The sequence below is a fragment of the Bacillus sp. DJP31 genome (assembly GCF_049310945.1).
Lineage (GTDB): Bacteria > Bacillota > Bacilli > Bacillales > SA4 > Bacillus_BS.
Map to the genome: position 1 here is coordinate 87519 of NZ_JBMERO010000011.1, position 22816 is coordinate 110334.

Annotated in this window: 30 protein-coding genes; 2 read left to right on the forward strand and 28 right to left on the reverse strand. The window is 37.6% G+C overall.

Annotated features, from left to right (window positions below):
* Positions 1-2: 2 nt before the first annotated feature.
* Positions 3-821: an SDR family NAD(P)-dependent oxidoreductase gene (locus ACOI1C_RS12080; protein ID WP_422510777.1), complete on the reverse strand. Its 819-nt coding sequence runs from the start codon at positions 819-821 to the stop codon at positions 3-5.
* A gap of 285 nt (positions 822-1106) precedes the next feature.
* Between ACOI1C_RS12080 and ACOI1C_RS12085 the strand changes: the two genes are divergently transcribed.
* Complete coding sequence (locus ACOI1C_RS12085) at positions 1107-2483, forward strand: M20/M25/M40 family metallo-hydrolase (RefSeq protein WP_422510778.1); 1377 nt, start codon at positions 1107-1109, stop codon at positions 2481-2483.
* Positions 2484-2869: 386 nt separating this feature from the next.
* On the opposite strand, the gene ACOI1C_RS12090 is transcribed toward ACOI1C_RS12085, so the two are convergent.
* From ACOI1C_RS12090 to ACOI1C_RS12105, 4 genes are all read right to left on the reverse strand, one after another.
* Positions 2870-3001 carry a hypothetical protein gene (locus ACOI1C_RS12090; RefSeq protein WP_422510779.1) on the reverse strand — a complete coding sequence of 44 codons (132 nt, stop codon included), beginning with the start codon at positions 2999-3001 and terminating at the stop codon, positions 2870-2872.
* Positions 3001-3258 carry a hypothetical protein gene (locus ACOI1C_RS12095; RefSeq protein ID WP_422510780.1) on the reverse strand — a complete coding sequence of 86 codons (258 nt, stop codon included), beginning with the start codon at positions 3256-3258 and terminating at the stop codon, positions 3001-3003. Before ACOI1C_RS12095 ends, ACOI1C_RS12090 begins: the two co-directional genes overlap by 1 nt.
* Positions 3259-3479: 221 nt before the next feature.
* Positions 3480-4481, reverse strand: a complete 1002-nt coding sequence (locus ACOI1C_RS12100) for an LLM class flavin-dependent oxidoreductase (RefSeq protein WP_422510781.1) — start codon at positions 4479-4481, stop codon at positions 3480-3482.
* A 1054-nt stretch (positions 4482-5535) separates the two neighbouring features.
* Positions 5536-6681 carry a glycosyltransferase gene (locus ACOI1C_RS12105; protein ID WP_422510782.1) on the reverse strand — a complete coding sequence of 382 codons (1146 nt, stop codon included), beginning with the start codon at positions 6679-6681 and terminating at the stop codon, positions 5536-5538.
* A gap of 322 nt (positions 6682-7003) precedes the next feature.
* Here ACOI1C_RS12105 and ACOI1C_RS12110 point away from each other — a divergent pair, with 322 nt between their 5' ends.
* Complete coding sequence (locus tag ACOI1C_RS12110; RefSeq protein ID WP_422510783.1) at positions 7004-7651, forward strand: cell wall hydrolase; 648 nt, start codon at positions 7004-7006, stop codon at positions 7649-7651.
* 2 nt (positions 7652-7653) lie between these two features.
* On the opposite strand, the gene ACOI1C_RS12115 is transcribed toward ACOI1C_RS12110, so the two are convergent.
* From ACOI1C_RS12115 to leuC, 23 genes are all read right to left on the reverse strand, one after another.
* Entirely contained in the window at positions 7654-7797 is a 144-nt protein-coding gene (locus ACOI1C_RS12115) for a DUF6508 domain-containing protein (RefSeq protein ID WP_422510836.1), read from the reverse strand.
* A gap of 30 nt (positions 7798-7827) precedes the next feature.
* The gene (locus ACOI1C_RS12120; protein WP_422510784.1) at positions 7828-8301 is read right to left on the reverse strand and encodes a hypothetical protein; all 474 of its coding nucleotides are present in this window, start codon (positions 8299-8301) and stop codon (positions 7828-7830) included.
* 147 nt (positions 8302-8448) lie between these two features.
* Entirely contained in the window at positions 8449-8694 is a 246-nt protein-coding gene (locus tag ACOI1C_RS12125; RefSeq protein ID WP_422510785.1) for a hypothetical protein, read from the reverse strand.
* 257 nt (positions 8695-8951) lie between these two features.
* Positions 8952-9383 carry a hypothetical protein gene (locus ACOI1C_RS12130; protein WP_422510786.1) on the reverse strand — a complete coding sequence of 144 codons (432 nt, stop codon included), beginning with the start codon at positions 9381-9383 and terminating at the stop codon, positions 8952-8954.
* A 256-nt stretch (positions 9384-9639) separates the two neighbouring features.
* Entirely contained in the window at positions 9640-9837 is a 198-nt protein-coding gene (locus tag ACOI1C_RS12135) for a hypothetical protein (RefSeq protein ID WP_422510787.1), read from the reverse strand.
* Between the two features lie 575 nt (positions 9838-10412).
* Positions 10413-10631: a zinc-binding dehydrogenase gene (locus ACOI1C_RS12140; RefSeq protein ID WP_422510788.1), complete on the reverse strand. Its 219-nt coding sequence runs from the start codon at positions 10629-10631 to the stop codon at positions 10413-10415.
* Positions 10632-10954: 323 nt separating this feature from the next.
* Positions 10955-11065: an alcohol dehydrogenase catalytic domain-containing protein gene (locus ACOI1C_RS12145; RefSeq protein WP_422510789.1), complete on the reverse strand. Its 111-nt coding sequence runs from the start codon at positions 11063-11065 to the stop codon at positions 10955-10957.
* A 110-nt stretch (positions 11066-11175) separates the two neighbouring features.
* The gene (locus tag ACOI1C_RS12150; RefSeq protein ID WP_422510790.1) at positions 11176-11394 is read right to left on the reverse strand and encodes a nuclease-related domain-containing protein; all 219 of its coding nucleotides are present in this window, start codon (positions 11392-11394) and stop codon (positions 11176-11178) included.
* A 155-nt stretch (positions 11395-11549) separates the two neighbouring features.
* Positions 11550-11894 (reverse strand): hypothetical protein, encoded by a 345-nt coding sequence (locus ACOI1C_RS12155; protein WP_422510791.1) that lies wholly within the window; start codon positions 11892-11894, stop codon positions 11550-11552.
* 25 nt (positions 11895-11919) lie between these two features.
* The gene (locus ACOI1C_RS12160; protein ID WP_422510792.1) at positions 11920-12294 is read right to left on the reverse strand and encodes a VWA domain-containing protein; all 375 of its coding nucleotides are present in this window, start codon (positions 12292-12294) and stop codon (positions 11920-11922) included.
* Positions 12295-12459: 165 nt separating this feature from the next.
* A complete protein-coding gene (locus ACOI1C_RS12165) occupies positions 12460-12789 on the reverse strand; it encodes a hypothetical protein (protein ID WP_422510793.1) in 330 nt (109 codons plus the stop codon).
* 277 nt (positions 12790-13066) lie between these two features.
* Complete coding sequence (locus ACOI1C_RS12170; RefSeq protein WP_422510794.1) at positions 13067-13558, reverse strand: Panacea domain-containing protein; 492 nt, start codon at positions 13556-13558, stop codon at positions 13067-13069.
* Between the two features lie 172 nt (positions 13559-13730).
* Entirely contained in the window at positions 13731-14129 is a 399-nt protein-coding gene (locus ACOI1C_RS12175; RefSeq protein WP_422510795.1) for a WYL domain-containing protein, read from the reverse strand.
* A gap of 296 nt (positions 14130-14425) precedes the next feature.
* Entirely contained in the window at positions 14426-15343 is a 918-nt protein-coding gene (thrB, locus tag ACOI1C_RS12180; protein ID WP_422510796.1) for a homoserine kinase, read from the reverse strand.
* On the reverse strand, positions 15336-16403 hold the full coding sequence (gene thrC / locus ACOI1C_RS12185; RefSeq protein ID WP_422510797.1) for a threonine synthase: 1068 nt from the start codon (positions 16401-16403) through the stop codon (positions 15336-15338). The genes thrB and thrC overlap by 8 nt, the downstream gene beginning before the upstream one ends.
* A gap of 1 nt (position 16404) precedes the next feature.
* Positions 16405-17703 carry a homoserine dehydrogenase gene (locus ACOI1C_RS12190; RefSeq protein ID WP_422510798.1) on the reverse strand — a complete coding sequence of 433 codons (1299 nt, stop codon included), beginning with the start codon at positions 17701-17703 and terminating at the stop codon, positions 16405-16407.
* A 23-nt stretch (positions 17704-17726) separates the two neighbouring features.
* Positions 17727-18167 (reverse strand): ACT domain-containing protein, encoded by a 441-nt coding sequence (locus tag ACOI1C_RS12195; RefSeq protein ID WP_422510799.1) that lies wholly within the window; start codon positions 18165-18167, stop codon positions 17727-17729.
* A gap of 655 nt (positions 18168-18822) precedes the next feature.
* On the reverse strand, positions 18823-19002 hold the full coding sequence (locus ACOI1C_RS12200; protein ID WP_422510800.1) for a hypothetical protein: 180 nt from the start codon (positions 19000-19002) through the stop codon (positions 18823-18825).
* Between the two features lie 5 nt (positions 19003-19007).
* The gene (locus tag ACOI1C_RS12205; RefSeq protein WP_422510801.1) at positions 19008-19190 is read right to left on the reverse strand and encodes a hypothetical protein; all 183 of its coding nucleotides are present in this window, start codon (positions 19188-19190) and stop codon (positions 19008-19010) included.
* Positions 19191-19406: 216 nt separating this feature from the next.
* Positions 19407-19640: a hypothetical protein gene (locus tag ACOI1C_RS12210; RefSeq protein WP_422510802.1), complete on the reverse strand. Its 234-nt coding sequence runs from the start codon at positions 19638-19640 to the stop codon at positions 19407-19409.
* A 421-nt stretch (positions 19641-20061) separates the two neighbouring features.
* Complete coding sequence (locus ACOI1C_RS12215) at positions 20062-20379, reverse strand: hypothetical protein (protein WP_422510803.1); 318 nt, start codon at positions 20377-20379, stop codon at positions 20062-20064.
* A gap of 419 nt (positions 20380-20798) precedes the next feature.
* On the reverse strand, positions 20799-21398 hold the full coding sequence (gene leuD / locus ACOI1C_RS12220; protein WP_422510804.1) for a 3-isopropylmalate dehydratase small subunit: 600 nt from the start codon (positions 21396-21398) through the stop codon (positions 20799-20801).
* Entirely contained in the window at positions 21398-22816 is a 1419-nt protein-coding gene (gene leuC / locus ACOI1C_RS12225) for a 3-isopropylmalate dehydratase large subunit (protein ID WP_422510837.1), read from the reverse strand. Before leuC ends, leuD begins: the two co-directional genes overlap by 1 nt.

The window sequence follows — 22816 nt, forward strand, 5'->3', positions numbered from 1 at the left end:
TCCTAAAATAGCTGTAATCCACCGTCAGCTGAGATGATTTGTCCGCTCACGTAACCTGCATAATCTGAGGCAAAGAACAGAACTGGATAGGCGATATCTTCCGGCTTTCCTAAACGCTTTAACGAAATGGCTTCTAATAGAGATTGCTGTGATTCAGCTGTCATGTTATCCCACTGTCTTTCTGTGGATGGATTGGAAAGGACAAATCCTGGCGCCACATTATTTACTGTAATCCCGTATGGACCGAGCTCCCTCGCCATTTGACGAGTTAAGCCGATCTGTCCTGCTTTGGCACTTGTATACGCCTGTATGCCTGTTAAACTACTGCTTCGACCCGCACCACTTGATATGTTGACGATTCTTCCATACCTTTGTTCTTTCATTAGGGGTGCAACAGCTCTTATCATATAAAAAGTTGCATCTAGATTGATGCTCATCACACGCTGCCATTGTTCGTCTGTAACGTCTTCAATTGGCTGATGAACTTGCTGAGCGACTCCACCTGCATTATTAACAAGAACATCTACTTTGTGAAACTTAGTGATTACGCTCTCTATCAGTCTTTCTATTTGCTCACTATCTGTTAAATCAATCTTGTAAATATGTATGGATCCTGAAGATTCTATCCCCATTACTTCTTGTTCAATTGTCGTTTTGGTTTCTTCTAATTTCTCTTGTAATATATCAACGGCCTGCACATGTGCACCACAACTTACAAACTCAGTACAAATGGATCTTCCAATCCCATGACTTGCTCCCGTTACGATGACAACCTTGTCTTTAAAAACAGTTGAATGTAAACTGTTAACACTTTGGAACAATAAGATCCCCCCAATCAAGTTCTCTTTAACCTTTATATTTTCTGATAATTTAGTATATTGATTGATATACTACTTTATTCTTTTTCATCAAGCAATACATGCGACAAAACTAGTCTTAATAGTCTAATTTGTAGCAAGAAAACAACCTACTAGGATGAACATCTCGAATTTTAGCGAATAATTTGTTCTTCTTTTATTCTTGAACTTTTAAATTCTATGGAGGGTTTTTGAACTCATCCACGAATATTTAGAGAGACGAAATTTTTCCATGCGGAGGTTTTACTATTGAAACAAGAAGTTGAACGTTTAACTAGCAAAGTAAAAGAAACACTTAACCAATCTATTTATGAGCTAAAACGTTTCTGTGAAATAGAATCTATATCTGCTCATAACAAAAGTATTCCAGAGGCTGTTGGCTTTTTAGAATCTTACATTTTATCTTTAGGTGGAAGTGTAAAAATTTTAGATGAGGTTCAGGATGGAAATCCGGTGTTGTATGTCCACTTTGAAGCAGGACCTGGTGGGAATTCTGACAAGACGTTACTCTTTTACAATCATTATGATGTTCAACCAGCTGAGCCTTTGGAAGAATGGGAAACCCCACCGTTTGAGGTTACTGAAAAAGATGGAAAGTTATTTGCGAGAGGAATCGCGGATAACAAAGGAGACTTAATGGCCCGACTAACTGCCATTAGAATTCTGAAAAGACAAGAAGGCGGTTTACCTTGTAACATTAAATTCTTACTTGAAGGTGAAGAAGAAATTGGCAGTCCCAACCTTCCTTTCTATCTAGAAAAATACACATACTTATTCAAAGCGGATGCTTGTATTTGGGAGCACGCCGATAAGGATGAGAAGAATCGCGTGAATTTAATGGCAGGCGTTAAAGGGATGGCGTATTTCGAGTTAACATGCGTGAGTGCGGACATCGATTTGCATTCGAAGGTAGGTCCGCTTGTTGAGAATGCTGCATGGAGACTTACTCATGCATTAGCTTCGATGAAAAACAGTCATCACGAAATACTAGTTGAGGGATTTTTTGATGGGATCATCCCGCCTACAGAGCTAGAACTGGAGTATGTAAAGAAAATACCTTTTGATGAAGAGTCGTATAAGGAGATGTATGGATTAAAGCATCCATTAATCACTACTTATAGTGGTCAAGACCCGCGTGAAGCGTTGATTTTTAATCCAACCATGACCATTTGCGGGTTTGAAAGTGGATATTACGGAGAAGGTTCTAAGACCGTACTTCCGAAAAAGTCAATGGCAAAATTAGATTGTAGGCTCGTTCCAGGCCAAGATCCGGAGCATATTTTAGAGTGTATGGAAGAGCATTTACAAAATCATGGGTACTCAGATATTAATGTAAAACTACTAACTGGTGTAAAAGCCTACCGTTCCGACTTGTCCCATCCTTTTGTATCACTGATGGTTCGAACCGCAAAGGAAGTGTATGATTGTGAAGTAGTGCTATCACCTAATAATGCCGGAACAGGGCCAATGACGGATTTCGGTCATCACCTTCACTTTCCTATTGTAAGCACGGGTGTCGGCTGGGCACAGTCGAGATTACATGCACCTAATGAATCGATCAGGATAGCTGATTATGAAGAGGGCATTGTTCATATTGCTTATTTGATTCAGGAGTTTGGGAAGTAAGTTCTTTATCAAAATAATAGAACACACAGTTGTTCTCTGAGCGATATAGGCTTCAAATAAAGTTAAAGTTTGTTGAAGTTATTGTAAATAAATTAAATGGCAAGTACAGATGAATCTTCTATACTTGCCATTTTGAATAACTATATTCTAATGTTAGTTTATCTATGTTAATTATTGCTTTAATTTGCTGTAACAAATCCATTCCAATAATGCCATCTAAATCAAACCCATAATTCATTGCACCGATTTCTAACGAAAAATCATCTGTTTCTACATCTCCAATTTTTAGAGAATCAACCTTTTTTAATATACAAACTCCGTGCCTCCAACGCCACTAATACGATATATCATGTCGTTTTCTTCAGCAACAATTCCTATGGATTCAGCTAGATCCGTTGAAACAATTGTAATCCTGAACCCGTATCAATTAAAACCCGTTTTAACAATAATGATTTTCCTTTAAAGTTCAATATCAAATCTGTAAGTAATAAACCATCTTCAATAATTAAGTTTTTCACTAGCGCCTTACACCTACCCATTTTTTCTCAATGATATTAGGTTTTTTCCGACTGGTATGGAGAACATACAATTCACGATTAGGATTTTCACGATGTAGTGCTTGATACGCTCTCATTGCCTCTGGGGAATTAGAAAATTTCCTCAAAGGGGCAATCTCTTCTAAGATACGTTCACTTTCCTCATTTGTATATGCTTGGACAGCCTCAATTAGCACCCATTCCTCTGGGAATGCTTGGCATACATCTTCCCATTTCATATGAGTCACCTCCGAAGTACTTTATATATTTTATCATGCTACGAATCATCATAAATAAATCCTATACTCTAATCGAACTAATGTTCTATAAGTTAATTATAAAGATTCTTAAGATATATTCAAGTAATAACTGCGAATTTGAGAAATCTTTATCAAAACAATGGGCATTCCTCACCTCATTAAAATGAAGTGAGGAATGCCCAGTTCTTTTTTGGTATTCTCTATTGCCCATCCACTACTTCTTTAAAAATCTCATATGACCGTTTTTGTTTATCCTGGTCGTAGATATACGAAACAGCCATAATTTCATCAACATTATATAGCTCTTGAAAACGATTTAGCTGTTGTCGTACTGTATCTTTACTTCCCATTAGTGTCGCATTGGTCATCTTAGCTGACATTTCTTTTTCTGCTGGACTCCACAGCTCATCCATATTGTCTACAGGTGGTTGCAACGGGTTCTGTGTACCACGAACAATATTTAGGAAAAATTGCTTCATCGAGGTCGATAGCAGCTCCGCCTCTTCATCGCTTTCTGCTGCCATCACATTTAAACAAACCATCATATATGGAGAATCTAAATACTGTGATGGCTGGAATCGACGCCTGTAAATCCGAATCGCTTCTTCCATATGTGCTGGAGCAAAGTGTGAGGCAAATGCATAAGGAAGACCTAAACTTGCTGCTAAATATGCAGAATCGGTGGAAGAACCAAGAATATAAATCGGTACATTTGTTCCAACACCAGGATGGGCTTTCACATAACTTTGCTTATCTTCAGGTCCAAAATAAGTAAGCAATGATTGCACATCATCTGGGAACGTATAAACAGAATCATTTTGTGAGCGTCTAAGAGCACTTGAAGTCATCATATCGGTACCCGGAGCGCGACCAAGCCCAAGCTCTACACGATTTGGATACATTGTCGCCATCGTCCCAAATTGTTCGGCCACAACTAACGGTGAATGGTTTGGCAGCATAATTCCGCCAGACCCCACTTTTATCGTATTTGTATATTCAAGTGTATGTTTAATGAGGATAGATGTAGCTGAACTAACTAACGTTGGTGTATTGTGATGCTCGGCAATCCAATAACGTTTATACCCCATTTCCTCAACTGACTGCGCAAGGTCTACCATGGATTCTATGGCATCGGCAGGAGTCTGTCCTGCGCGGATTGGGGCTAAGTTTAATGCAGAAACAGGAATTAGTATGTTTGCCATTATCAATTGTCCTTTCTTGATGAAAATATATTCCTATAGTAACAATTGATTTAGGAGAATCAAAGTTTAATGCTTAGTGTGGCACTTGAGTAGTTTTTACTAGCAAGTAAATTAACTACAAACCAATCTATTCATGGCTATGGTAAAGGTGAACTACCTATATTTATCATTACTTATCTATATTTATCATTACTTATCTATATCGATCATTTCCCTAATCTCAAATTCTGATAATCCAGTTATTTCTGAAATGGATCCAATTTTCCATTCCTTTGTCTTCAATTTGACTGTAGTTTACTGCAACCATGGCTCCGATGAGAAAATGGGCTGTATCTTGATTTTCATATTCTTGAAGAGTTTTAGTAAGTTCATATGCCCTTTTTGACGAACTTGTCTGATCACTTTCCATCATAAGTAACAGTAGAATTTGTACCTTGTATTCATTTGAAAGTGAAGAACCTTTTTGTATTTTTTCCTTAATTTTACCGGAACTTTCATCACCGTTAAAGTCATGCTCGAGTAAAAAAAATTCATGATGTTGCTTTACACTGCCAATATCGAGTTGTTTGAGAGTGAGTTGGAAACTTCAGTTGAGAAAATAATAATTCGACGGACTTTTTGCTTTCGCTGTTCGAAGAGTTGCAAGTCATAGTGGGATAAACGAATGAGGTCTTGAACAGTAAGCGGTGTTGATTCAAATTCAATGTGTGAAATGGGTTCGTCAACAAGTAAGAAAATCGAGGTCCATCCCTCTGTCCTTTACTTCGATAAGAGGAACATCGGTCTGTACGACGTCTACTACTTTTTGGAAGCTGAATACCAGTAAAGGGGATTAACTCATCTTTGAACATTACGGCGAGGGATCGAAACCCAATGTCTTTGTGGTTTCTAGGTATATTGAGGTCTTTTGTCAAAATGTTGAACGCCTTTTATTGCGTTCAAACTATTTCGACATAAGACCTTATATGATAAAAGAGTAAAAGTTGCGATTTGCAAAATTTCATTTTACTGGGACAAGGTGCCTGTCCCTTCGTCTCTCCCTTCGTCTCTCTTATCACTTATTTCTCTGATTTCGTAACTCTCGTAAGGAATAAAAGGTCCCTCTCCATTCAATGCCACCTCTAATGTAAGTTAAGGAAACTGCTCGTAGGGTCGAGTATAGAAATAGTAAGGTCGTTATGGGGAATACGAAAATCATCCACACTGGAAAGGTAGTCATCTTAATTGTTGTCAATGCGTAAAGTCCAAGTAGGATAAGAATAGCTCCAGCACTTACTACTTGAATCAAAAGAAACTCTGAAAATAAGGTAACAAAAGGTAGCAAATGCGTAATGATAATGGAAACTAAAACAAATATTGTAAAAGGCAAAGAATAATAAAGTCCAGCAAACGTGTTTTTCTCGAGCCCCTTAAATGCTGCTTGAAGTGAAGGGTACCACTCCACTCTTATTAGATCTAAACCAGTTGCAAGACGTTGTTTATATCCTTTTTGTTTGATTAATTGACCAAGCTGTAAATCATCATCTGGTCTATTTCTTATGGATTGATGAGTTCCTATTTCCTCATATACTTTTCTTTTGACTAAATTAAATGCTCCAATACCCATACCACCTTCTTTACGGTTGTCTTGGTTTGCAGCCCATGGTCGTTTGAACACACCAAAGCCAAGAATAAAGAATGATATAAATGCCTTTAACCAGAAGGTTTTTGCATATAGATCTGGTGCAATTGTCAAATGGTCAGCTCGCTCTTGTTTCAGATAGGTTAGGGCTTTGTTAATGGTTTCAGGGTGAAAATGAATATCGGCATCCGTAAATAGAAGATAGTCCCCTGCTGCTACTTCATATCCTTTATATAGAGCATGATTTTTACCAAGCCAGCTATTAGGTAACTCCTCAATATGTAAGCATTTTACTAAAGGATTCGCAACAGCGAGCTCACTTATCAGAGTGCCCGTCCGATCCGTTGACCGATCATTAACCACAATGATTGCAAAATGGGAATATGTTTGCTGAAGCAAGGAGGTCACTGTTTGCTCAATCGATTCTTCCTCATTCCTGGCAGCAATAATGATGGAAATTTTATCATCATAATGCTGAGCCTTAATGGTTTGTAAAGAGACCATTTTTCTTAAGCCAAACCATGAGTCTATAAACGCAAAAACCCAAATAAGTATCACGACACTAAGAACCCAAACCATATATATGCCCCCAATTACTATACCTTCGTAAGAAAAATTTTCATTGTTTATTCCATGATGCCACAAAATTGATTGCATTTCTAATTCTTAGTCCTACATTTGTTCTGAACTACCACATCACAAAAAAGCAGGCAGCGGGGTTGCATGCTTTTCTATCTTTCTAGTATTCAGAGGAAATGGCCCCTTTCCTCCTGCTTCACCCAATTACTAGCCTCGTGTAATCTCATTGTAAACAAGCTGTAATACTATTCTAGACTTGCCCTTCATAGAAATGAGATATAAGAGATTCCCAATAATTATCCCCACTAGGAGGACTGTATCTGTGAAAAAACTAATGTTCATACTAACATTTCTAGTAGCTCTTTTTATGGCTGAGCCTGCATTTGCTCATACTGTTGAAAAAGGAGACACAATGACAGAAATCGCACGGGAATATAACGTAACATTAATAGAATTAGCAAAGTTGAACCCACAAATTAAAGACCTTGATCTAATTTTTATCGGTCAAGTTATACATACAGACAACATTAGCTACTCTACCGAACAAAGAACCGAAAATAGGTACCCAACTGAAAAGAAAATGGAGAAAAACAATTCTAACAAATTCAGTATCTCAAAAAATGAAATAGAATTATTGGCTAGACTTGTCAGAGCAGAAGCTCAAACAGAACCATTTAAAGGTAAAGTTGCAGTGGCAACGGTTGTCTTAAACCGAGTTGAAAGCCCTAAATACCCAAAAACAATCAAGAAAGTCATTTACCAGAGAGGTCAATTTCAGCCTGTTAGCAATGGGCAAATTAATAAACCAGCAGATAAGGAATCCATTCAGGCTGTATACGCTGCTCTTTCAAGTATGAGAAACATTACGCAAGATTCACTATTCTTCTATAACCCAGATATTGCAACAAGTCGTTGGCTCGATTCTAGAGCAACAACCGTTGTTATTGGACAACATGTGTTTAAAAATTAATGCTACGCTACTTGTTTCAATCTAAGTAAAATATTTAAAAACACTTTCTCTTTTGCAGCTGATTCCCAAGCTCCTGTCCAAAAACGTTCTCTACGAACATAAAATGTCAGGATTGATCTTAATAAGTCTATGTCGGCAGTCGAAATAACTGCTTCATAATCACTATCACTAGTTACTTATTCTAAACGTTCCATATAATCTCCTACTAGCAAATTCGATTGATATAAATCATCAAAAAAGTTAAGTAGCTTACTGTCATACAAAGGAAATGCCATGCACCCTTCCTCAGGTTTATGCCATATACAGAATTCGGTATTCTCATTCTCAAAATACGAGATATAACTTGTTACCTTTTCAAGATTTTTCAAACGATTCTTCCCTTCGTTTCTATAATTGATTGCAACCCTATCACTTACATCATGTGCATCAACTCTATTTTCATATTCTTGCAATGCTTTTGTGAGTTCATACGCTCTTATCGAAGTAGTACTCTGTTCTGATTTCATCATGAGCAATAATAGAATTTGAAGTTTTTCAAGTTTTGAAAGTACCCCAAAAGATCGTATTGTTTCCTTTATTTTACCAAAAATATCCTCACCAATATAGTCATGTTTAAGAAAAATACAATCCTCACGTTGCATAATTCGCATTCTGAAACTTCCCCTGTTAGGCATGTATTAACAAAAAAGAAAGTTACTGCCTGTCCCTTATTGAGGTTAGATTGTTACTTCTTTTTGACAAATTAGATAGCCAGATCAGATCCAACTTCCGCGTGTAAATTAAAACCGATTTTACCTTTACCCAAGATACATATATCCCTTTTTCATTGAAAGATATTTGGAGTAATCCCCTTCAATTTGAAAAGATGTCTCCATCATTGCATCCTCTCCAACTATTACGATCCATTCCCCATCGCCAAAAACAATGTAATCTTTCTTGTATCCTTTAACAGAATATAAAAAGATATCACTTTCTTTATCATTAATAGTAAAATCTCTTACCTGTAGGGATTTCGATAAAAAATCGGTTTTCCTTCTCACCATTCAGAAAACCACACATCTCTTATGAATCATGAAGAGAGCTCTACTAACGGAAAATAATTCTAGTTCGTTTTCTCCAATTGCTTCAGTTAGACTACTTTGTAACTTTCGCTGTCCCTCGAATACATCCGTATGGCGCAAACCCAACACAAAAAAACATGTAGTGGCGATCTGCATGTTTTTAATCGTTTTAACTTTTTTGTTTTTCAGAGGGACAGAGTACCTGTACCCCTTTTTAATAATGTTTTCGACAAAAATGACTATTCCCCTAAAATCTCTCCAGTTAAAATACCATGCAAAATATCAGAATTCTCTATACTCATTTTGGCATACTTATTCTCACTTCTCTGAATGACCTCTAGTTGATCTTCCTTTGGAGTAATCCAAACATAGTAAACTACAGATTGGGTCTCTTGACCATCCTTTTCTGTATGTAGAAGATAGAATTGATACTCTGGTTCCCCAATCATCATTACTTTTACATTCTCCTGCCACTTTGTTTGTTCTAGGACATCCATAGCAAGATCTACTTGTTTTTGAGCTTTCCCTTCTTTACTAATCTCGTACTCTTCATTTTCACCCTCACCCGTAGGCTTTTCCACGATTATAACTGAAGTAGATTTGTCTCCTGAACAACCTATTAAGAAAAGTATCAATACAAAGGGAATGCAGATTAACCATTTTTTAGTCATAGAATCCCCTTTAAAAATTAAATTCAGTTTCATAACATATTAATTATTTGTTACTTGCCCGTTGAAAACAGCTTACGCATTCTCTCATCTCTTAGCCAAATTGCTCCCCATGCCAAAACAGCTATATAGACGGGAAAAAGCGTGTGAGATAACAGAGGGTTATCCAGACGATATCCAGACGAATATGTGTTGCAATGGCCCCACCAAGATACCCTGTCAGCAGCACGGCACCTAAGAATGATAAACGAGGAATGCTTTAGAGAATCACAGAAAGGAGACCAAGTCCTTCAATTACTAAAAGATGATGTTCAGAAAATCCGAGTTCTAGTGTTGCTTCCACTACAGGAGCTAGTTTAAGCAATTTGGATATACTGTCGAACAGCATAAAAAGAATGACAATCCCACTCATAATTCGTGCCGTCCAAAGCCGACTTCTTGAAATGGTGTTATTCATCGTTTCCTCCGTAAATCGATGGCTTTCTTACCACCACCGATCGTCTGTTTTTTAAAACATATTGTTAGATTCGATGATTATTCCGATATTCCTGCATGGGATATGGTGTCTGCTTGATTGAAGTTGATAATACTTATCTCATTTATATCAAACTATGCTTTTACCTTAATGAAAAACCTAGTTATCCACTAGTTTCAATTGAATTGAAGAACTCAATCAATTCATTTAACACTTTGATATCCGCTCTCTGCTTAACAGCTATAACTTGCTTCTGGGGTCAGGGGGACAGGTTCCTTGACCCAAGTTTTATTTTTGGGTGGTCAAGGGGACAGGTTCCTTGTTCCACAAGTAAGCAAAGAGTCTCTCCTATCCGTTCCAATCAACAAAGGGGGTACGTAATTTCGTACACCCTTAAACTTTGCTACTTTTATAGATTTGAAATCTTCTCCGTTCTCCTCTTTCAAACATGTGAGTAGTCACGGTAAATTCATTAATCATTCTTCAACACCTTTTTTAAGAAATGCATCTGTTAATTAAAATATTATTATGAAAATAACGATAGTAAAAAAGGTTTATTACTCTTCGTTTTTATGTTCCAGGGTTATTACGACTTTTCCTTGAACGTGTACCTCTTCCAGATATCGGATAGCCTCCGGGACCTCACTCAATGTGTAACATCTGTCGATGACCGGTGTTACTTTTCCATCACCAAGTAGCTCTTGCATTACGACTAGGTCATCTTTGCTCCACGCCGCCATAAGCATCACCATTCGTTGACTCACGAACCGTGACAACACTAGCCCCCTAAGCGAACGAGTCAAAGGCCCCAACAAACGCCCCTTGTCTTGGTCCTCCCACAAGAACTAGAACCCCGTTGGAACCCAATGCAATTTGAGCGGATCATATCCACATTCCTTGTGCTGCAAACGCCGGTCACTTCCGCTCCGAACGATTTGGCAATCTGCACGGCGAACGTGCCCACACCTCCTGCGGCACCATTAATCAAGACTTTCTGCCCTGGCTGAATCTGTCCTTGATCGCGAAGAAGACATTGGACGGCGGTAAGGCCGCCGCTTGCTCAAACGACACGTTCGCCGGCTTCTTTACTAACGACCTTTCAGAGGCACACACATATTCGGCAAAGGATCCATTGCACGCACCAATATACGTCATCCCCCGTTTGAAACTCCTTCACGTCCATGCCTACCTCTTCAACCTTCCCTGCCATATCAACTCCCAATACATTGCTCTTTGGTCTGCGAGAAGCACAGGGACGAATCTCTTGCTTCTTTCTTTTGTTTAGCAAAACTAAAGAAGCGCAGGGTCCGTCCCCATGCTTTATTTACCCTTGGATGAAACAACCACATGGTCAATTTGTGAGGTTCGACCATCAGCTAGCGGGATATATAGATCGTGAAAATGATAGAAATCATCCTTAGGCAGATTCTCAAGTATGGATTTAACCTTTCTTTCACCCCACGCACCTTTTATAGTTGGGTATTTTAACTTGTAGTAAATTAAGGTAATTAGTAGAATAACAGCTAGTATAGTTGTCATGACAAGATACATCTCCTCAAATAATGTGTGTAATTACATTTTCCACCAAATAATGACAGAATACAATAGTTTGAAGTTGTTTTTATATTTATGTGAAGCAGCTTGATGATTTTAATTCATCATATAATTTTGAAGAAAACGCCGCCCAAAAGTCTCTAACAGTTAGAAGAATACATAAGTTCGAGCTCTTCAAGCTCGGTCATCTTCTTCTCTAAATGAGGGTTCTCTTTATGAAATATATCGTATTTTTGTTGATAGCTCTTAATTGTTTCATTATTAATGGGAATTGTATGATTCGAATAGAACGTATCTATAAATAAACGGGTTGCTGTTTCGAATGTGTCTTGATTAGTAGACTCACTTAATAACACATTCCATTCTATCCCTGAAGTTAATGCAGACCTGGATAGGTTGGATGAGCCAATTATGATCGTTCCGCTAGTTTGATAATGAAAAATATATGCCTTCGGATGAAAGGATATACCGCTACTTTTCCACAAACGAATTTCTATATCGGGGTGAATATCATGGAGAAGCGAAATTTAGGGGACTGGTCCCTCGTTCCACCTTATGAATGCGCACATCATCTTTAGCCTTAATCGACAGTGTTGCGTTTTGTGCAACTACCGATAGAAGACCTTCTAACTCTTTCGCAAATATATTCGGTATCTCTTCAACTTGATCTATGAAGTAAAAGGTCCCTTTTCCATGTTCGTCAATACCTTCCATGATATCTTCATCAAAATGACTTACACCAATGGTTGAAATGGCAACTCTAGCTGTCTGATAATCATCTACAACCTTCATTAATTGATCGTGATCCGTAATCCCACTATTTGCATTTCCATCTGATAACAGAATCACTCGGTTGACATAAGACTTAGTAGCCTGCTTCAGCACATGCTGACAGCCTTGAATGAGGCACCACTTAAATTCGTCGTTCCCCTCGTTTCACTTCTGTCGATAAGATTCTTCATTAAATTCTTATGCGTATACAACAAAGGGTGTGCGAAATTCCGCACACCCTACAATCTCTGTATATAGCATTCTACCAAAGAAGAATATCTATTCAAAAAATTGATGCATAGAAATATTGTTTTGTATGTTTTTGTTATATACTTCTGCCTCCATCTGAGATTTAGTTAACCTTCCCCGCCTTGGATCTCTAAACTCAGAAGGAATAACTAGATGAAATGGATCAATTAAAACAATTTTGTATTCAGCTCTTGGATGATCATCATCAACGTTTACATCAGCAACTGCATACACTCGAACGCCTGTCTGGTTACCAAGTGAATCCAGCAACTGACTTTTGAAGATAACGGAATCTTCTTCATTTGTAATATCAAAGTATAGTCCAATGCATTTCTTTATTTTCTCATTGATTATCTTCACTTCACCAGTTCTAACATTATTAATAATACTAGGATTATTAAATAAGTCGTATAACCTAGAGGTGATGGTGTGATCCGTATTTTTAGATAATAAATTGGTAAATTTATACTATTCTAGTTTTCTAGATTTTTTGACATGCTCTCCAAGAAAATCAATTGAAGAGTGAATTTCCTTAATACTTTTTTCAAACCCAGAAGCCTCAAATTTCTTACTTGCAAAAACATCCAAGTGGCTAAACCGTGAGAATTCTTTATCTTTTATGCTTTTTGAAAAGATATTATTGAGTGACATACTTTTCCATGTATTCATCAATTATGTGATCTTTATCCATAAGAATACCCGATTTAAAGGCATTCTTCCAAACAAAGTCTTGATGGCTTCGATCAACTAACCCAAAGTCACTAACTGAATTGATTTGATTAAATAGCTCATCAATAAAACTCTTTACTTCATTTTTACTTACGACTTCTTTTACCGCCTCAATAATTTCTACTTCTTGATATCCATCTTGTTTATTAACATTAAACACTTCCCTTATCACTGGTCCATATTTCCAAGCCTCAAATTCTGAATCAAATAGATATCTTGGACTATTGGGGCTTCCTTCAAATACTCCATCCTCTTTATTTATTCCATATAGAGCACCATAATAGGCAAAGAGAAAATAAAGGCTTTTTTGTAACTTTATAGGGGATATTTCATTATTCAAGTGATATAAGTATTTAGCAACTGTGTGCACACTATTGAATACAGTAGAGTGAATAGTCATTATTATCACCTCTTATTGGAATTATGTAACTATAATATACCCTAACTATTATAAAAATCACATGATCCACATGATTACATGCATATATTTTGGGGATTAGGAGATAAGGATATACTTTACCTTCAAAATCATCACTACTTGTACAAATTATACATCTTCTCCGCTTCGTCCCTCACCATATCCACAAGGGTGGTCGGTGAAACAACCAGCGGACAAGACCTTCACTCACTGCAGCCTTCGTAGTTAATATAAAATGCTCCTCATCAACTGGCCTAACCTCTACATCTAATCCAAATCGGTCAATCATTACATTGATGAGTCCGTTTCTAAAACGAATCTTGATTCTTTCCTCAGTACCTTCATACATATGAAAGGATTGATTCACATACTCTGAGATATTAAAATCATTTCTTTGAAAAGCTAGATCCGTTACGTTCACATTCCTCATTCGATCCACTCTGTAATGAGCGAGATTGTCTTTATTTTTATGAGCTCCAAGCAAATAATAAAAGTCATTGTTCCAGACTAGAGCATATGGTTCTACCTCATAGTGAGAGCCGTCTTTTCGCAACACAAACTCTTTATTCACATTACGGAAGCACAGGGACGGATCTCTTGCTTCTTTTGTTTAGCGAAACTAAAGAAGCGTAGGGTCCGTCCACTTTCTTCCTCACTTGCTTGACATATTCTTGTTCATATTCTAAAACTTCTAATTAGCCACAAGAATCCTATAGTTTAATAAGGAGCCTAGCCTTGATAACATTCAAGTTGAACTGAATATATTATTAACTGCCTCTTTACTTCAATACCCACTATGACTCAACAATACATAAAAAACAAGACGAATTCATACAGTATTCGTCTTAATCAACAATTCACAAAGGATTCAACTTTTATCCCTTCTATGTCAGGGTTTAATGATAGAATACTTGAGGTTATTCCATTCTCATTCAGTACACTTTGCATATATTGCTTTAATCTCCCATCATCCTTCTCAGTAAGTGCTATCACAGCAGGTCCGGCTCCACTAAGTGCTATGCCTACAGCCCCGTAATGCTTTGAGTTAGTCAGAAGCTCTTCCATTCCAGGGATTAGTGACATTCTGAAGGGCTGATGAATTCGATCGTTCATAGCCTTGTACAATACGGATGTATTTCCACTTACTAATGAAGCAGCTAGTAAGGCCGAGTGGCTGAGTGCATGAACCGTATCCGAGCGGGAATAAGAATCTGGGAGTAGATTTCTAGATAATGTTGTAGACAATTCATAATCAGGTATTGCCACTACCGTCGTTAGTCCTTTAGGTGGAGATACGTTAATGTATGAAACCTGGGTTGAGCCACATATAGCAATAACAATTCCTCCGAAAAGTGAGGCACCCACATTATCGGGATGACCTTCAAGCTCTGTTGCGAATTGATAGAGTTCCTCAGGGGTAAAAGGTTTACCAGCGATAACATTAGAAGCAACCATTCCGCCAATAATCGCTGCTGCACTACTTCCAAGTCCCCTCGTCAAAGGGATTTCACTTTCTATGATAATCTCTAGTTCAGGAATAGGTAAGTTTGCTTTCTCGAATACTAGTTTAGCTACCTTATATATGAGGTTACTTTTATCAATAGGTAAACCTTTTAGATTCGGACCTTTCGTATGGATGACCGTCTGAGAAGTCTTCTTCATTTTAATTGTTGTGTATAATTGAAGGGCCATCCCAATACAATCAAATCCGGAACCTAAATTAGCTGTACTCCCTGGAACTCTTACTACTACATCATATTTAAGCATGAAGTCCTCCTGTATATCTCTCAATCACTTCAACAACGGAGTGATAGTTACTATCGGCCTTTATAGGCTCTGCAGCAACCTTTTTTATTGCTGTGTTAGGATCCTTCAGTCCATTTCCAGTTAGCACACAGACAACCCGTTTACCAGGGGCAAGTTGTCCTAGCTTTCTAAGCTTCATGATTCCTGCTAACGAAGCAGCTGATGCAGGTTCAGCAAAAACCCCCTCAGTTGAAGCAAGTGTGTGATAGGCCTCTAAAATTTCCTCATCTGTAACTTCATCGATTAATCCATTTGATGATTGAATCGCATTTGTAGCTTTATCCCAGCTTGCTGGATTGCCAATTCGAATAGCTGTTGCAATGGTCTCAGGTTTTTTTACAGCTTCCCCTCTTACCATAGGGGCAGATCCAGCTGCTTGAAACCCGTACATTTGTGGCAATTGATCGATCCTTCCTCTTTGCTGGTATTCTAAGAACCCCTTCCAGTAAGCCGAAATATTACCTGCATTCCCTACAGGAATAGCGATAATATCTGGAGATTCCTTTAAGTCATCACAAATTTCAAAGGCTGCCGTTTTCTGACCCTCTAACCGATAAGGGTTTAACGAGTTAACTAAAGTAATAGGCTGCTTTGAGGTAATTTCCTTAACAATCGATAAAGCTTCATCAAAATTGCCTTTTATCGCAATAATTTTCGCACCATAGATCATCGCTTGTGCTAGCTTTCCAAGAGCAATGTTTCCATCTGGAATGAGAACGAAGCATTCTAGATTAGCTCTAGCCGCATAGGCTGCTGCTGAAGCAGAGGTGTTACCTGTTGAGGCACACATGATAGTACGGCTGCCCTCCTCCATTGCTTTTGCAACAGCCATAACCATCCCGCGATCCTTAAATGATCCTGTTGGATTCAGTCCTTCATATTTAAAATAAAGTTCTACGCCTAGTTGTTCAGACAATCTAGCTGCAAAAAGTAATGGCGTATTACCTTCATGAAGACTTAGTGCTGGGGTGTTATGACTAACTGGTAGGAAATCTGCATAGTTCTTTATGATACCTGACATTTTACTCACCACCTTCTACACGATAAGAGCTCTTTATTTCATCAACATAATCTAGTTCGTGAAGCTGTTTTAAAATACCTTTTATACTTTTTTTAGAGGCTGAATGAGTTACAATAATTAGCTCTGCTTTATTACTGTTCTGATAAGGCTGTTGAATAATTTGTTCTAAACTTATATTGTGATCCGCCATTACTTTTGTGATATGTGAAAGTACGCCAATTTTATCGGCAACTATAAATCTAACAAAGTATTTCGCCCAAATTTCTTCATCATTTTTCAACTTTTTCTGTCTATACGGAGCGACCATTCCTCTGCCATTCACACCTAACTTCATATTTTTCACAACAGTCACTAGGTCTGAGACAACTGCTGTTGCAGTAGGTAATTCACCTGCTCCAGGTCCATAAAACATCGTTTCACCAACAGCTTCACCATGAATATACACAGCATTATATACTCCGTTTACAGATGCAAGGGGATGTGACTGTTTTATCAAGGTTGGCTGAACACTAACCTCTATTAATTCATCATCCTGCTTGGCAATTCCGATCAGCTTCATGACATAGCCTAATTTCTTCCCATACTCGATATCCTCTGATGTTACCCCGGTGATTCCTTGACAATCTACATCCTCTAAATTCATTCCAACATGGAAACCTAATGTGCTTAAAATAGACATTTTTCTCGCTGCATCTAGACCACCAACATCTGCAGCTGGATCAGCTTCAGCGTAGCCGAGCTCTTGAGCCTCTTTTAAAACGGCATTATAGGATAAACCTTCCTGACTCATTTTTGTTAAGATATAATTTGTTGTTCCATTGACAATCCCCATCATTTTAGTAATACGATCTGATGAAAAACCTTCGACAAGTGCTCGTATGATTGGAATTCCTCCTGCGACACTTGCTTCATAAAATACATCACACTCTTTTTCAGCTGCCTTTTTGAGTATTTCACCTCCGTGTAAAGCCATAAGATCTTTATTGGCTGTGACAACATGTTTTCCTTGTTCTAATGCTTCTAAAATATATGCTCGAGTTGGCTCGACTCCACCCATTACCTCGACAATCACATCAATTTCTGGATCATGTAGGAGACTAAAAGGATCGTCTGTTATGAGGTCTGAGTTAACAGAAACGGCTCTTTCCTTACTTGGATTTTGTACTAGAATACGTGTTATCTCAATTCCCATTCCAGTTTGGTGCAATAAATCATCTTGATGACCTTCCACTAATCGGATTACCCCAGTACCTACAGTACCAAGACCCATTAATCCTACTCTAACCTTTTTTTCATGCATCCTTTTCACTCCTCTTCATTTAATTATCCTTGTCCAACGACTACAACCTTTTTTACTCCATTAATCTGTTGAAGCTCCTCGAGAAATTCAGTAGTTGGCAAGTTGAGTAATGCTGTGTCAACAGACAACACAACGTTTGCGATTCCTTGTAAGGGAATACTTTGATTAATCGTTAATACATTGCCGCTTTTATCGGCCACAAATCGGAGGACCATTGAAAGAACACCAGACTTATGCTCTAAAATTAATGAAATAGTAATGATTTGTTGGTATGTAGCAGCATTAAACGGAAATATTTTATCTTTATATTTGTAATAAGCACTGCGACTTATTCCAACTTTTTCAACTGCATGATTGATTGTCTCTACTTCACCTGATTCAAGTAACTTTTTTGCCTCAACCGTTTTATAAATAGACTCCGGCAAAATGTCACCTCGAATAAGATAATATTTTTCCTTATCCAACAAAAAGTCCTCCTATTGTGTACATTTGTTTTCCTGTTACGGACATTATAAGATGACTAGCACAAGATTACAACGACCATTTCCACAGTAAAACGCTCACATTTAATTATTTTTTAAAAAAGAGCTTATTGCTTTTTGACTATTTCAACACTATAACCATGTCTGTTGATTGCTGCTCCAGGTTGCTCGCTTTCCGCGGGGCGGGCGAAAAAGGAAGGTTTTTTTCACTATCGTGAAAAAACGTCGCAGGGAATGGAAGGCTATTTTCACTATCGTGAAAAAGCGTCGCAGGGAATGGAAAGCTATTTTCACTACCGTGAAAAAACGTCGCAGGGAATGGAAGGCTATTTTCACTATCGTGAAAAAGCCTAGGTCTCACCTGTCCCACTGCTCCCGCTCGAGTCTCGCACCTTCCGCTACAATCAACATTTGTTTTAATAAGATTCTTGCTAAAATAAAATCCTCTTCGAAAAAAACAGCCTTCTTTATAGTCTCATTTTTTCTAATAATCCATCATCCCTTATTTCTCGAATGAATAAAATCTTGCCATCGTCATTGAAGTTAATTCTTCCAGTGATGGTAGCTTTGTTTGTTTGACCATCTTTGCTGTATTCCACTTTAACTTCATAATTGTAGGCATCATTTTGAATGTCGTTTATCTTTTTATATCAATATTTGTTGGTTTCAATTGATACCCAATCCAATATGCAAAACTTATATATAAAAATACGTGACTAGTATTAAGCAATCTTTCTAAGTCTGCAACAAGCGGGTTATAGTTTTCTTCTAGGTACGCTTGTAATTCAAGTGGATATAGATCATCTTGCTCCAGCATTTTTTTTACTTCGTCACTAGGTCCTGTGAACTCATTTTCCAAATAAGTTTGGATTTTTTTACATTTTCATCACTGCCCTGTAAATCGGTCTCTGAATTCGAACACCCTACAGCTAAAATAAAGACAAACGCTAAAACTGTAAATTTATGGATAAATACACCAAAACTTGAAATATGACCTTTTTTCATCTCCTCCACCCCCTTTTCATTTGTTATACATCAAATCCTCTTACCAATTACTACGAAAGATGATAAGTTTCAGAATTTTTCGTCTTTTAATTAATCTGTTCGTTAAACAAGAAAAGCTGCCTTAAATGACAGCTATGTTCTTTCATTCAAGCATTCATTTGTTAAATATTAATTCCTGCTAAAAACAACATTTTCTACAAATACAGCCAATAGTAATTAATTCTTAAAACTATTTTCGTATATATCAAAAAACTTTGAAATGTCAACGCCCTGTTGTTGAACATCTTTGCTAGTCATAACAGTAATTTGCCATCCGTATGTCTTGTAGTCTTTATAATTTTTATGGTTAATCGATTCCAATTCAAATTCTGTAGCTATTGCTTTAAACCCATCAAAGTAGCCTATTTTAGCTTGTTTTAATGCTTCTTTAGTATCTTTAAATATGGGCATTCCTTCAGCATTAACCCCTATTTTATATGCTTCATTTTTACCAAAATCAATACTAAATTTACTATAAGAGTCTGTTCAAAAAGGAGGACAAAAAGAGCAAAGAAGTTCGAGGAAGCGAAGTCTTGAGCACCGGAGCGTATGTTTTGTATACGTGAGGAGCGGAGAGACGAGCTGACGAAGAAATTTGAAGCTATTTTTGCCGGACTTTTTGAACACCCTCTATAATCATATTCATCAACAACTGTTGCTAAAGATTGGTTGTCACAGGAAACTAACAAGGCGATTGATAGGATAAACAATAAGACCCTCATGTATACCTCCATCTATTATTGTATAGTTTTGACGAATGCACAAAGCCACCCTCAGCTCATATTTAGCTAAATACATCTCTATTTAAACAAAGACAATACCCAGAATGTATTTATCTATCTATTTCAGCCATTTTTTCCGCAAGTGGTTTGAGAGTCTCTAAAACTTGCCTTCTATCTGCTTCTTTTTCAATATTGAACTCTCGATTATCTACTAGTCTATATAATTCATCTGATGTATGATTAAGTGCTTGAATAGTAATGTTGACTTCTTCTTCAGTGTATTGGAAACCCCTTAATTCTTTTAGGGTGTTTTCTATCTGCATACCATACTCTTCAAAGGTGATGTTAAAGTTCGGGTAATTATTCATGTTGCTGGTTGTATGCCAATAATGATTAAAACGAATATGATCTTTGCCTATAGAGTCCATGTAGTAGACTCGCGTATCGTCTTGAATGGGAAAATCATAGATTTCAAGAGTCGTTTGTATATTGTGAAACACTGTCGTTAACTCACGAAGCTGTGACCTAATTAAATACTCTTGTCGCTGTTCGTTATTTTTTAACTCCGTATCTACACTGTCCCATTGAAAATAGAAAAAGAATGCTGCTAAGTATTGGATTTTGTTTCTTTACCATTTAGATTTAGCATCTTCATTTATGCCTCCAATTAACGATATTAATTAAATATTAACATGATATTAAAACAGAAAAAGGGAAATTGAGGAAATAGGTTCGTATATGAGCCCTAATTTAATGATTTATAAGCCAACTTTCAAATTAGAGGAAAACAATGAAAACAAGCAGTGGGGGCCAGGCCCCCACTGCTTTAGTATGATAAAGTTAAAGTTTACTTGATATACAATATCGCTTTATTATTTTCATAAATTGAAATTTCTGCTTCGTGTTTCTCGGTTAAGGCGATATCGTCTAGGCCTTCTAATAGGGCTTGCCTACGATATGGGTCTGTTTGAAATGTAAATAATAATCCAGCATTGTCTGAAACTGTTTGCTCCTCTAAATCAATACTCAGCTCATAAGACCCATTCTCAGCATGTTCAAATAAAATATCTATTTGTTCCTCTGATAATGTTATCGGGAGAATTCCATTTTTAAAACAATTATTATAGAAAATGTCTGCAAATGATGGCGCAATGATGATTTGAAACCCGAAATCTAGTAAAGCCCAAGGCGCGTGCTCTCTAGATGAGCCACATCCAAAGTTATGCCCAGCTAACAAAATGCTAGCTGATTGATAGCGGTCTGCGTTCAACGGGAAATCCTCAATTAAACTACCATCTTCATTAAATCGCCAATCATAGAATAAAAATTGCCCGAAACCTGACCGTTCGATCCTTTTTAAGAATTGCTTTGGAATGATTTGATCTGTATCGACATTGCTAATTGGTAATGGAGCAACAAATCCTGTGAGGTGTAGAAAAGGCTTCATTAAACAACACTCCCTGCTAACACAAAATCATTTACATTTATAAAATGACCTGTAATGGCGGCAGCAGCTGCCATAGCAGGACTCACTAGATGAGTTCTTGCACCACGACCCTGTCGTCCCTCAAAGTTACGGTTAGACGTTGAAGCACATCTTTTTCCAGCCGGTACAATATCTGGATTCATACTTAAACACATACTACAACCGGATTCTCTCCACTGAAAACCAGCTTCAATAAAAAGCTGATCAAGACCTTCTTCTTCCGCCTGTTGTTTTACTTTTTTTGAGCCTGGAACAATTAAGGCTGTAACAGCTGAGGATACCTTCCTTCCTCTTATCACCTTGACTGCCTCTCTTAAATCTTCTATTCTCGAATTTGTACAGGAACCAATAAATACATAATCTATCAAAATATCTGTGATTTTTGTACCTGGTTGCAAGTCCATATAAGTTAGCGCTTGGCTAGTTGCTTTTTGCATAACAGGATCAGTAAAATCCTCTGGGTATGGAACTGTCCCATTCACACCAGTCCCCATAGAAGGATTGGTTCCCCACGTAACCTGCGGCTCGAGCTTACTTACATCAAACTGAATCGTACGGTCAAATTCGGCATCATCATCTGAATGTAGTGTTTTCCAATATGCCACCGCTTTTTCAAACTCTTCTCCCTTAGGTGTATACTTTCGCCCTTTTAAATAAGAGAATGTCACTTCATCCGGTTGGATTAAACCGGCTTTCGCACCAGCCTCAATGGACATATTACAAACCGTCATTCTCTCTTCCATCGACATTTCGCGAATAACATTTCCAGTGAATTCAATAATATAACCTGTTCCAAAATCCACACCGTATTTTGAAATTAGGCCTAAAATCAAGTCCTTGGCTGATGTACCTAATGGCGGTGTTCCGGTCATCTCAACCTTTAGAGATTTCGTACGTGCCTGCCACAAACATTGAGTGGCAAATACATGTTCAACCTCACTAGTTCCAATCCCAAAAGCAAGGGCTCCAAAAGCACCATGAGTAGATGTATGACTATCCCCACAAACAATGGTTTTACCTGGTAATGTAAGTCCGAGCTCAGGACCTATGACATGAATAATACCTTGGTCAGAGCTTTTTAAATCTGCTAATTGGATTCCGTATTCCTGGCAATTTTTCTCTAGCGTTTGAATTTGGTTTAAAGCTATCTCATCGGTGATATGAAAAGGATTTTCTGTTGGTACATTGTGGTCCATGGTGGCAAATGTAAGATCTGGTCTTCGAACCGTACGTCCCCCCAGACGAATGCCTTCAAAGGCCTGAGGAGAAGTCACTTCATGAATGAGATGCAGATCAATAAATAGTAAGTCAGGCTTGTTTAGCTCTTGTACGACAACGTGTTGATCCCATATTTTATCCACTAATGTTTTCGGTCTCAT

What these genes read in the sequence shown, in the direction of transcription:
- ACOI1C_RS12095 (WP_422510780.1), bottom strand. Translation starts at nt 3,258, where the DNA reads ATGAAATGGGAAGATGTATGCCAAGCATTCCCAGAGGAATGGGTGCTA.
- ACOI1C_RS12100 (WP_422510781.1), bottom strand. Translation starts at nt 4,481, where the DNA reads ATGGCAAACATACTAATTCCTGTTTCTGCATTAAACTTAGCCCCAATC.
- ACOI1C_RS12105 (WP_422510782.1), bottom strand. Translation starts at nt 6,681, where the DNA reads ATGGTTTGGGTTCTTAGTGTCGTGATACTTATTTGGGTTTTTGCGTTT.
- ACOI1C_RS12120 (WP_422510784.1), bottom strand. Translation starts at nt 8,301, where the DNA reads ATGCGAATTATGCAACGTGAGGATTGTATTTTTCTTAAACATGACTAT.
- ACOI1C_RS12125 (WP_422510785.1), bottom strand. Translation starts at nt 8,694, where the DNA reads ATGGTGAGAAGGAAAACCGATTTTTTATCGAAATCCCTACAGGTAAGA.
- ACOI1C_RS12130 (WP_422510786.1), bottom strand. Translation starts at nt 9,383, where the DNA reads ATGACTAAAAAATGGTTAATCTGCATTCCCTTTGTATTGATACTTTTC.
- ACOI1C_RS12135 (WP_422510787.1), bottom strand. Translation starts at nt 9,837, where the DNA reads ATGAATAACACCATTTCAAGAAGTCGGCTTTGGACGGCACGAATTATG.
- ACOI1C_RS12145 (WP_422510789.1), bottom strand. Translation starts at nt 11,065, where the DNA reads ATGGCAGGGAAGGTTGAAGAGGTAGGCATGGACGTGAAGGAGTTTCAA.
- ACOI1C_RS12150 (WP_422510790.1), bottom strand. Translation starts at nt 11,394, where the DNA reads ATGACAACTATACTAGCTGTTATTCTACTAATTACCTTAATTTACTAC.
- ACOI1C_RS12170 (WP_422510794.1), bottom strand. Translation starts at nt 13,558, where the DNA reads ATGACTATTCACTCTACTGTATTCAATAGTGTGCACACAGTTGCTAAA.
- thrB (WP_422510796.1), bottom strand. Translation starts at nt 15,343, where the DNA reads ATGCTTAAATATGATGTAGTAGTAAGAGTTCCAGGGAGTACAGCTAAT.
- thrC (WP_422510797.1), bottom strand. Translation starts at nt 16,403, where the DNA reads ATGTCAGGTATCATAAAGAACTATGCAGATTTCCTACCAGTTAGTCAT.
- ACOI1C_RS12190 (WP_422510798.1), bottom strand. Translation starts at nt 17,703, where the DNA reads ATGCATGAAAAAAAGGTTAGAGTAGGATTAATGGGTCTTGGTACTGTA.
- ACOI1C_RS12200 (WP_422510800.1), bottom strand. Translation starts at nt 19,002, where the DNA reads ATGCTGGAGCAAGATGATCTATATCCACTTGAATTACAAGCGTACCTA.
- ACOI1C_RS12205 (WP_422510801.1), bottom strand. Translation starts at nt 19,190, where the DNA reads ATGAAAAAAGGTCATATTTCAAGTTTTGGTGTATTTATCCATAAATTT.
- ACOI1C_RS12210 (WP_422510802.1), bottom strand. Translation starts at nt 19,640, where the DNA reads ATGCCCATATTTAAAGATACTAAAGAAGCATTAAAACAAGCTAAAATA.
- ACOI1C_RS12215 (WP_422510803.1), bottom strand. Translation starts at nt 20,379, where the DNA reads ATGGACTCTATAGGCAAAGATCATATTCGTTTTAATCATTATTGGCAT.
- leuD (WP_422510804.1), bottom strand. Translation starts at nt 21,398, where the DNA reads ATGAAGCCTTTTCTACACCTCACAGGATTTGTTGCTCCATTACCAATT.
- leuC (WP_422510837.1), bottom strand. Translation starts at nt 22,816, where the DNA reads ATGAGACCGAAAACATTAGTGGATAAAATATGGGATCAACACGTTGTC.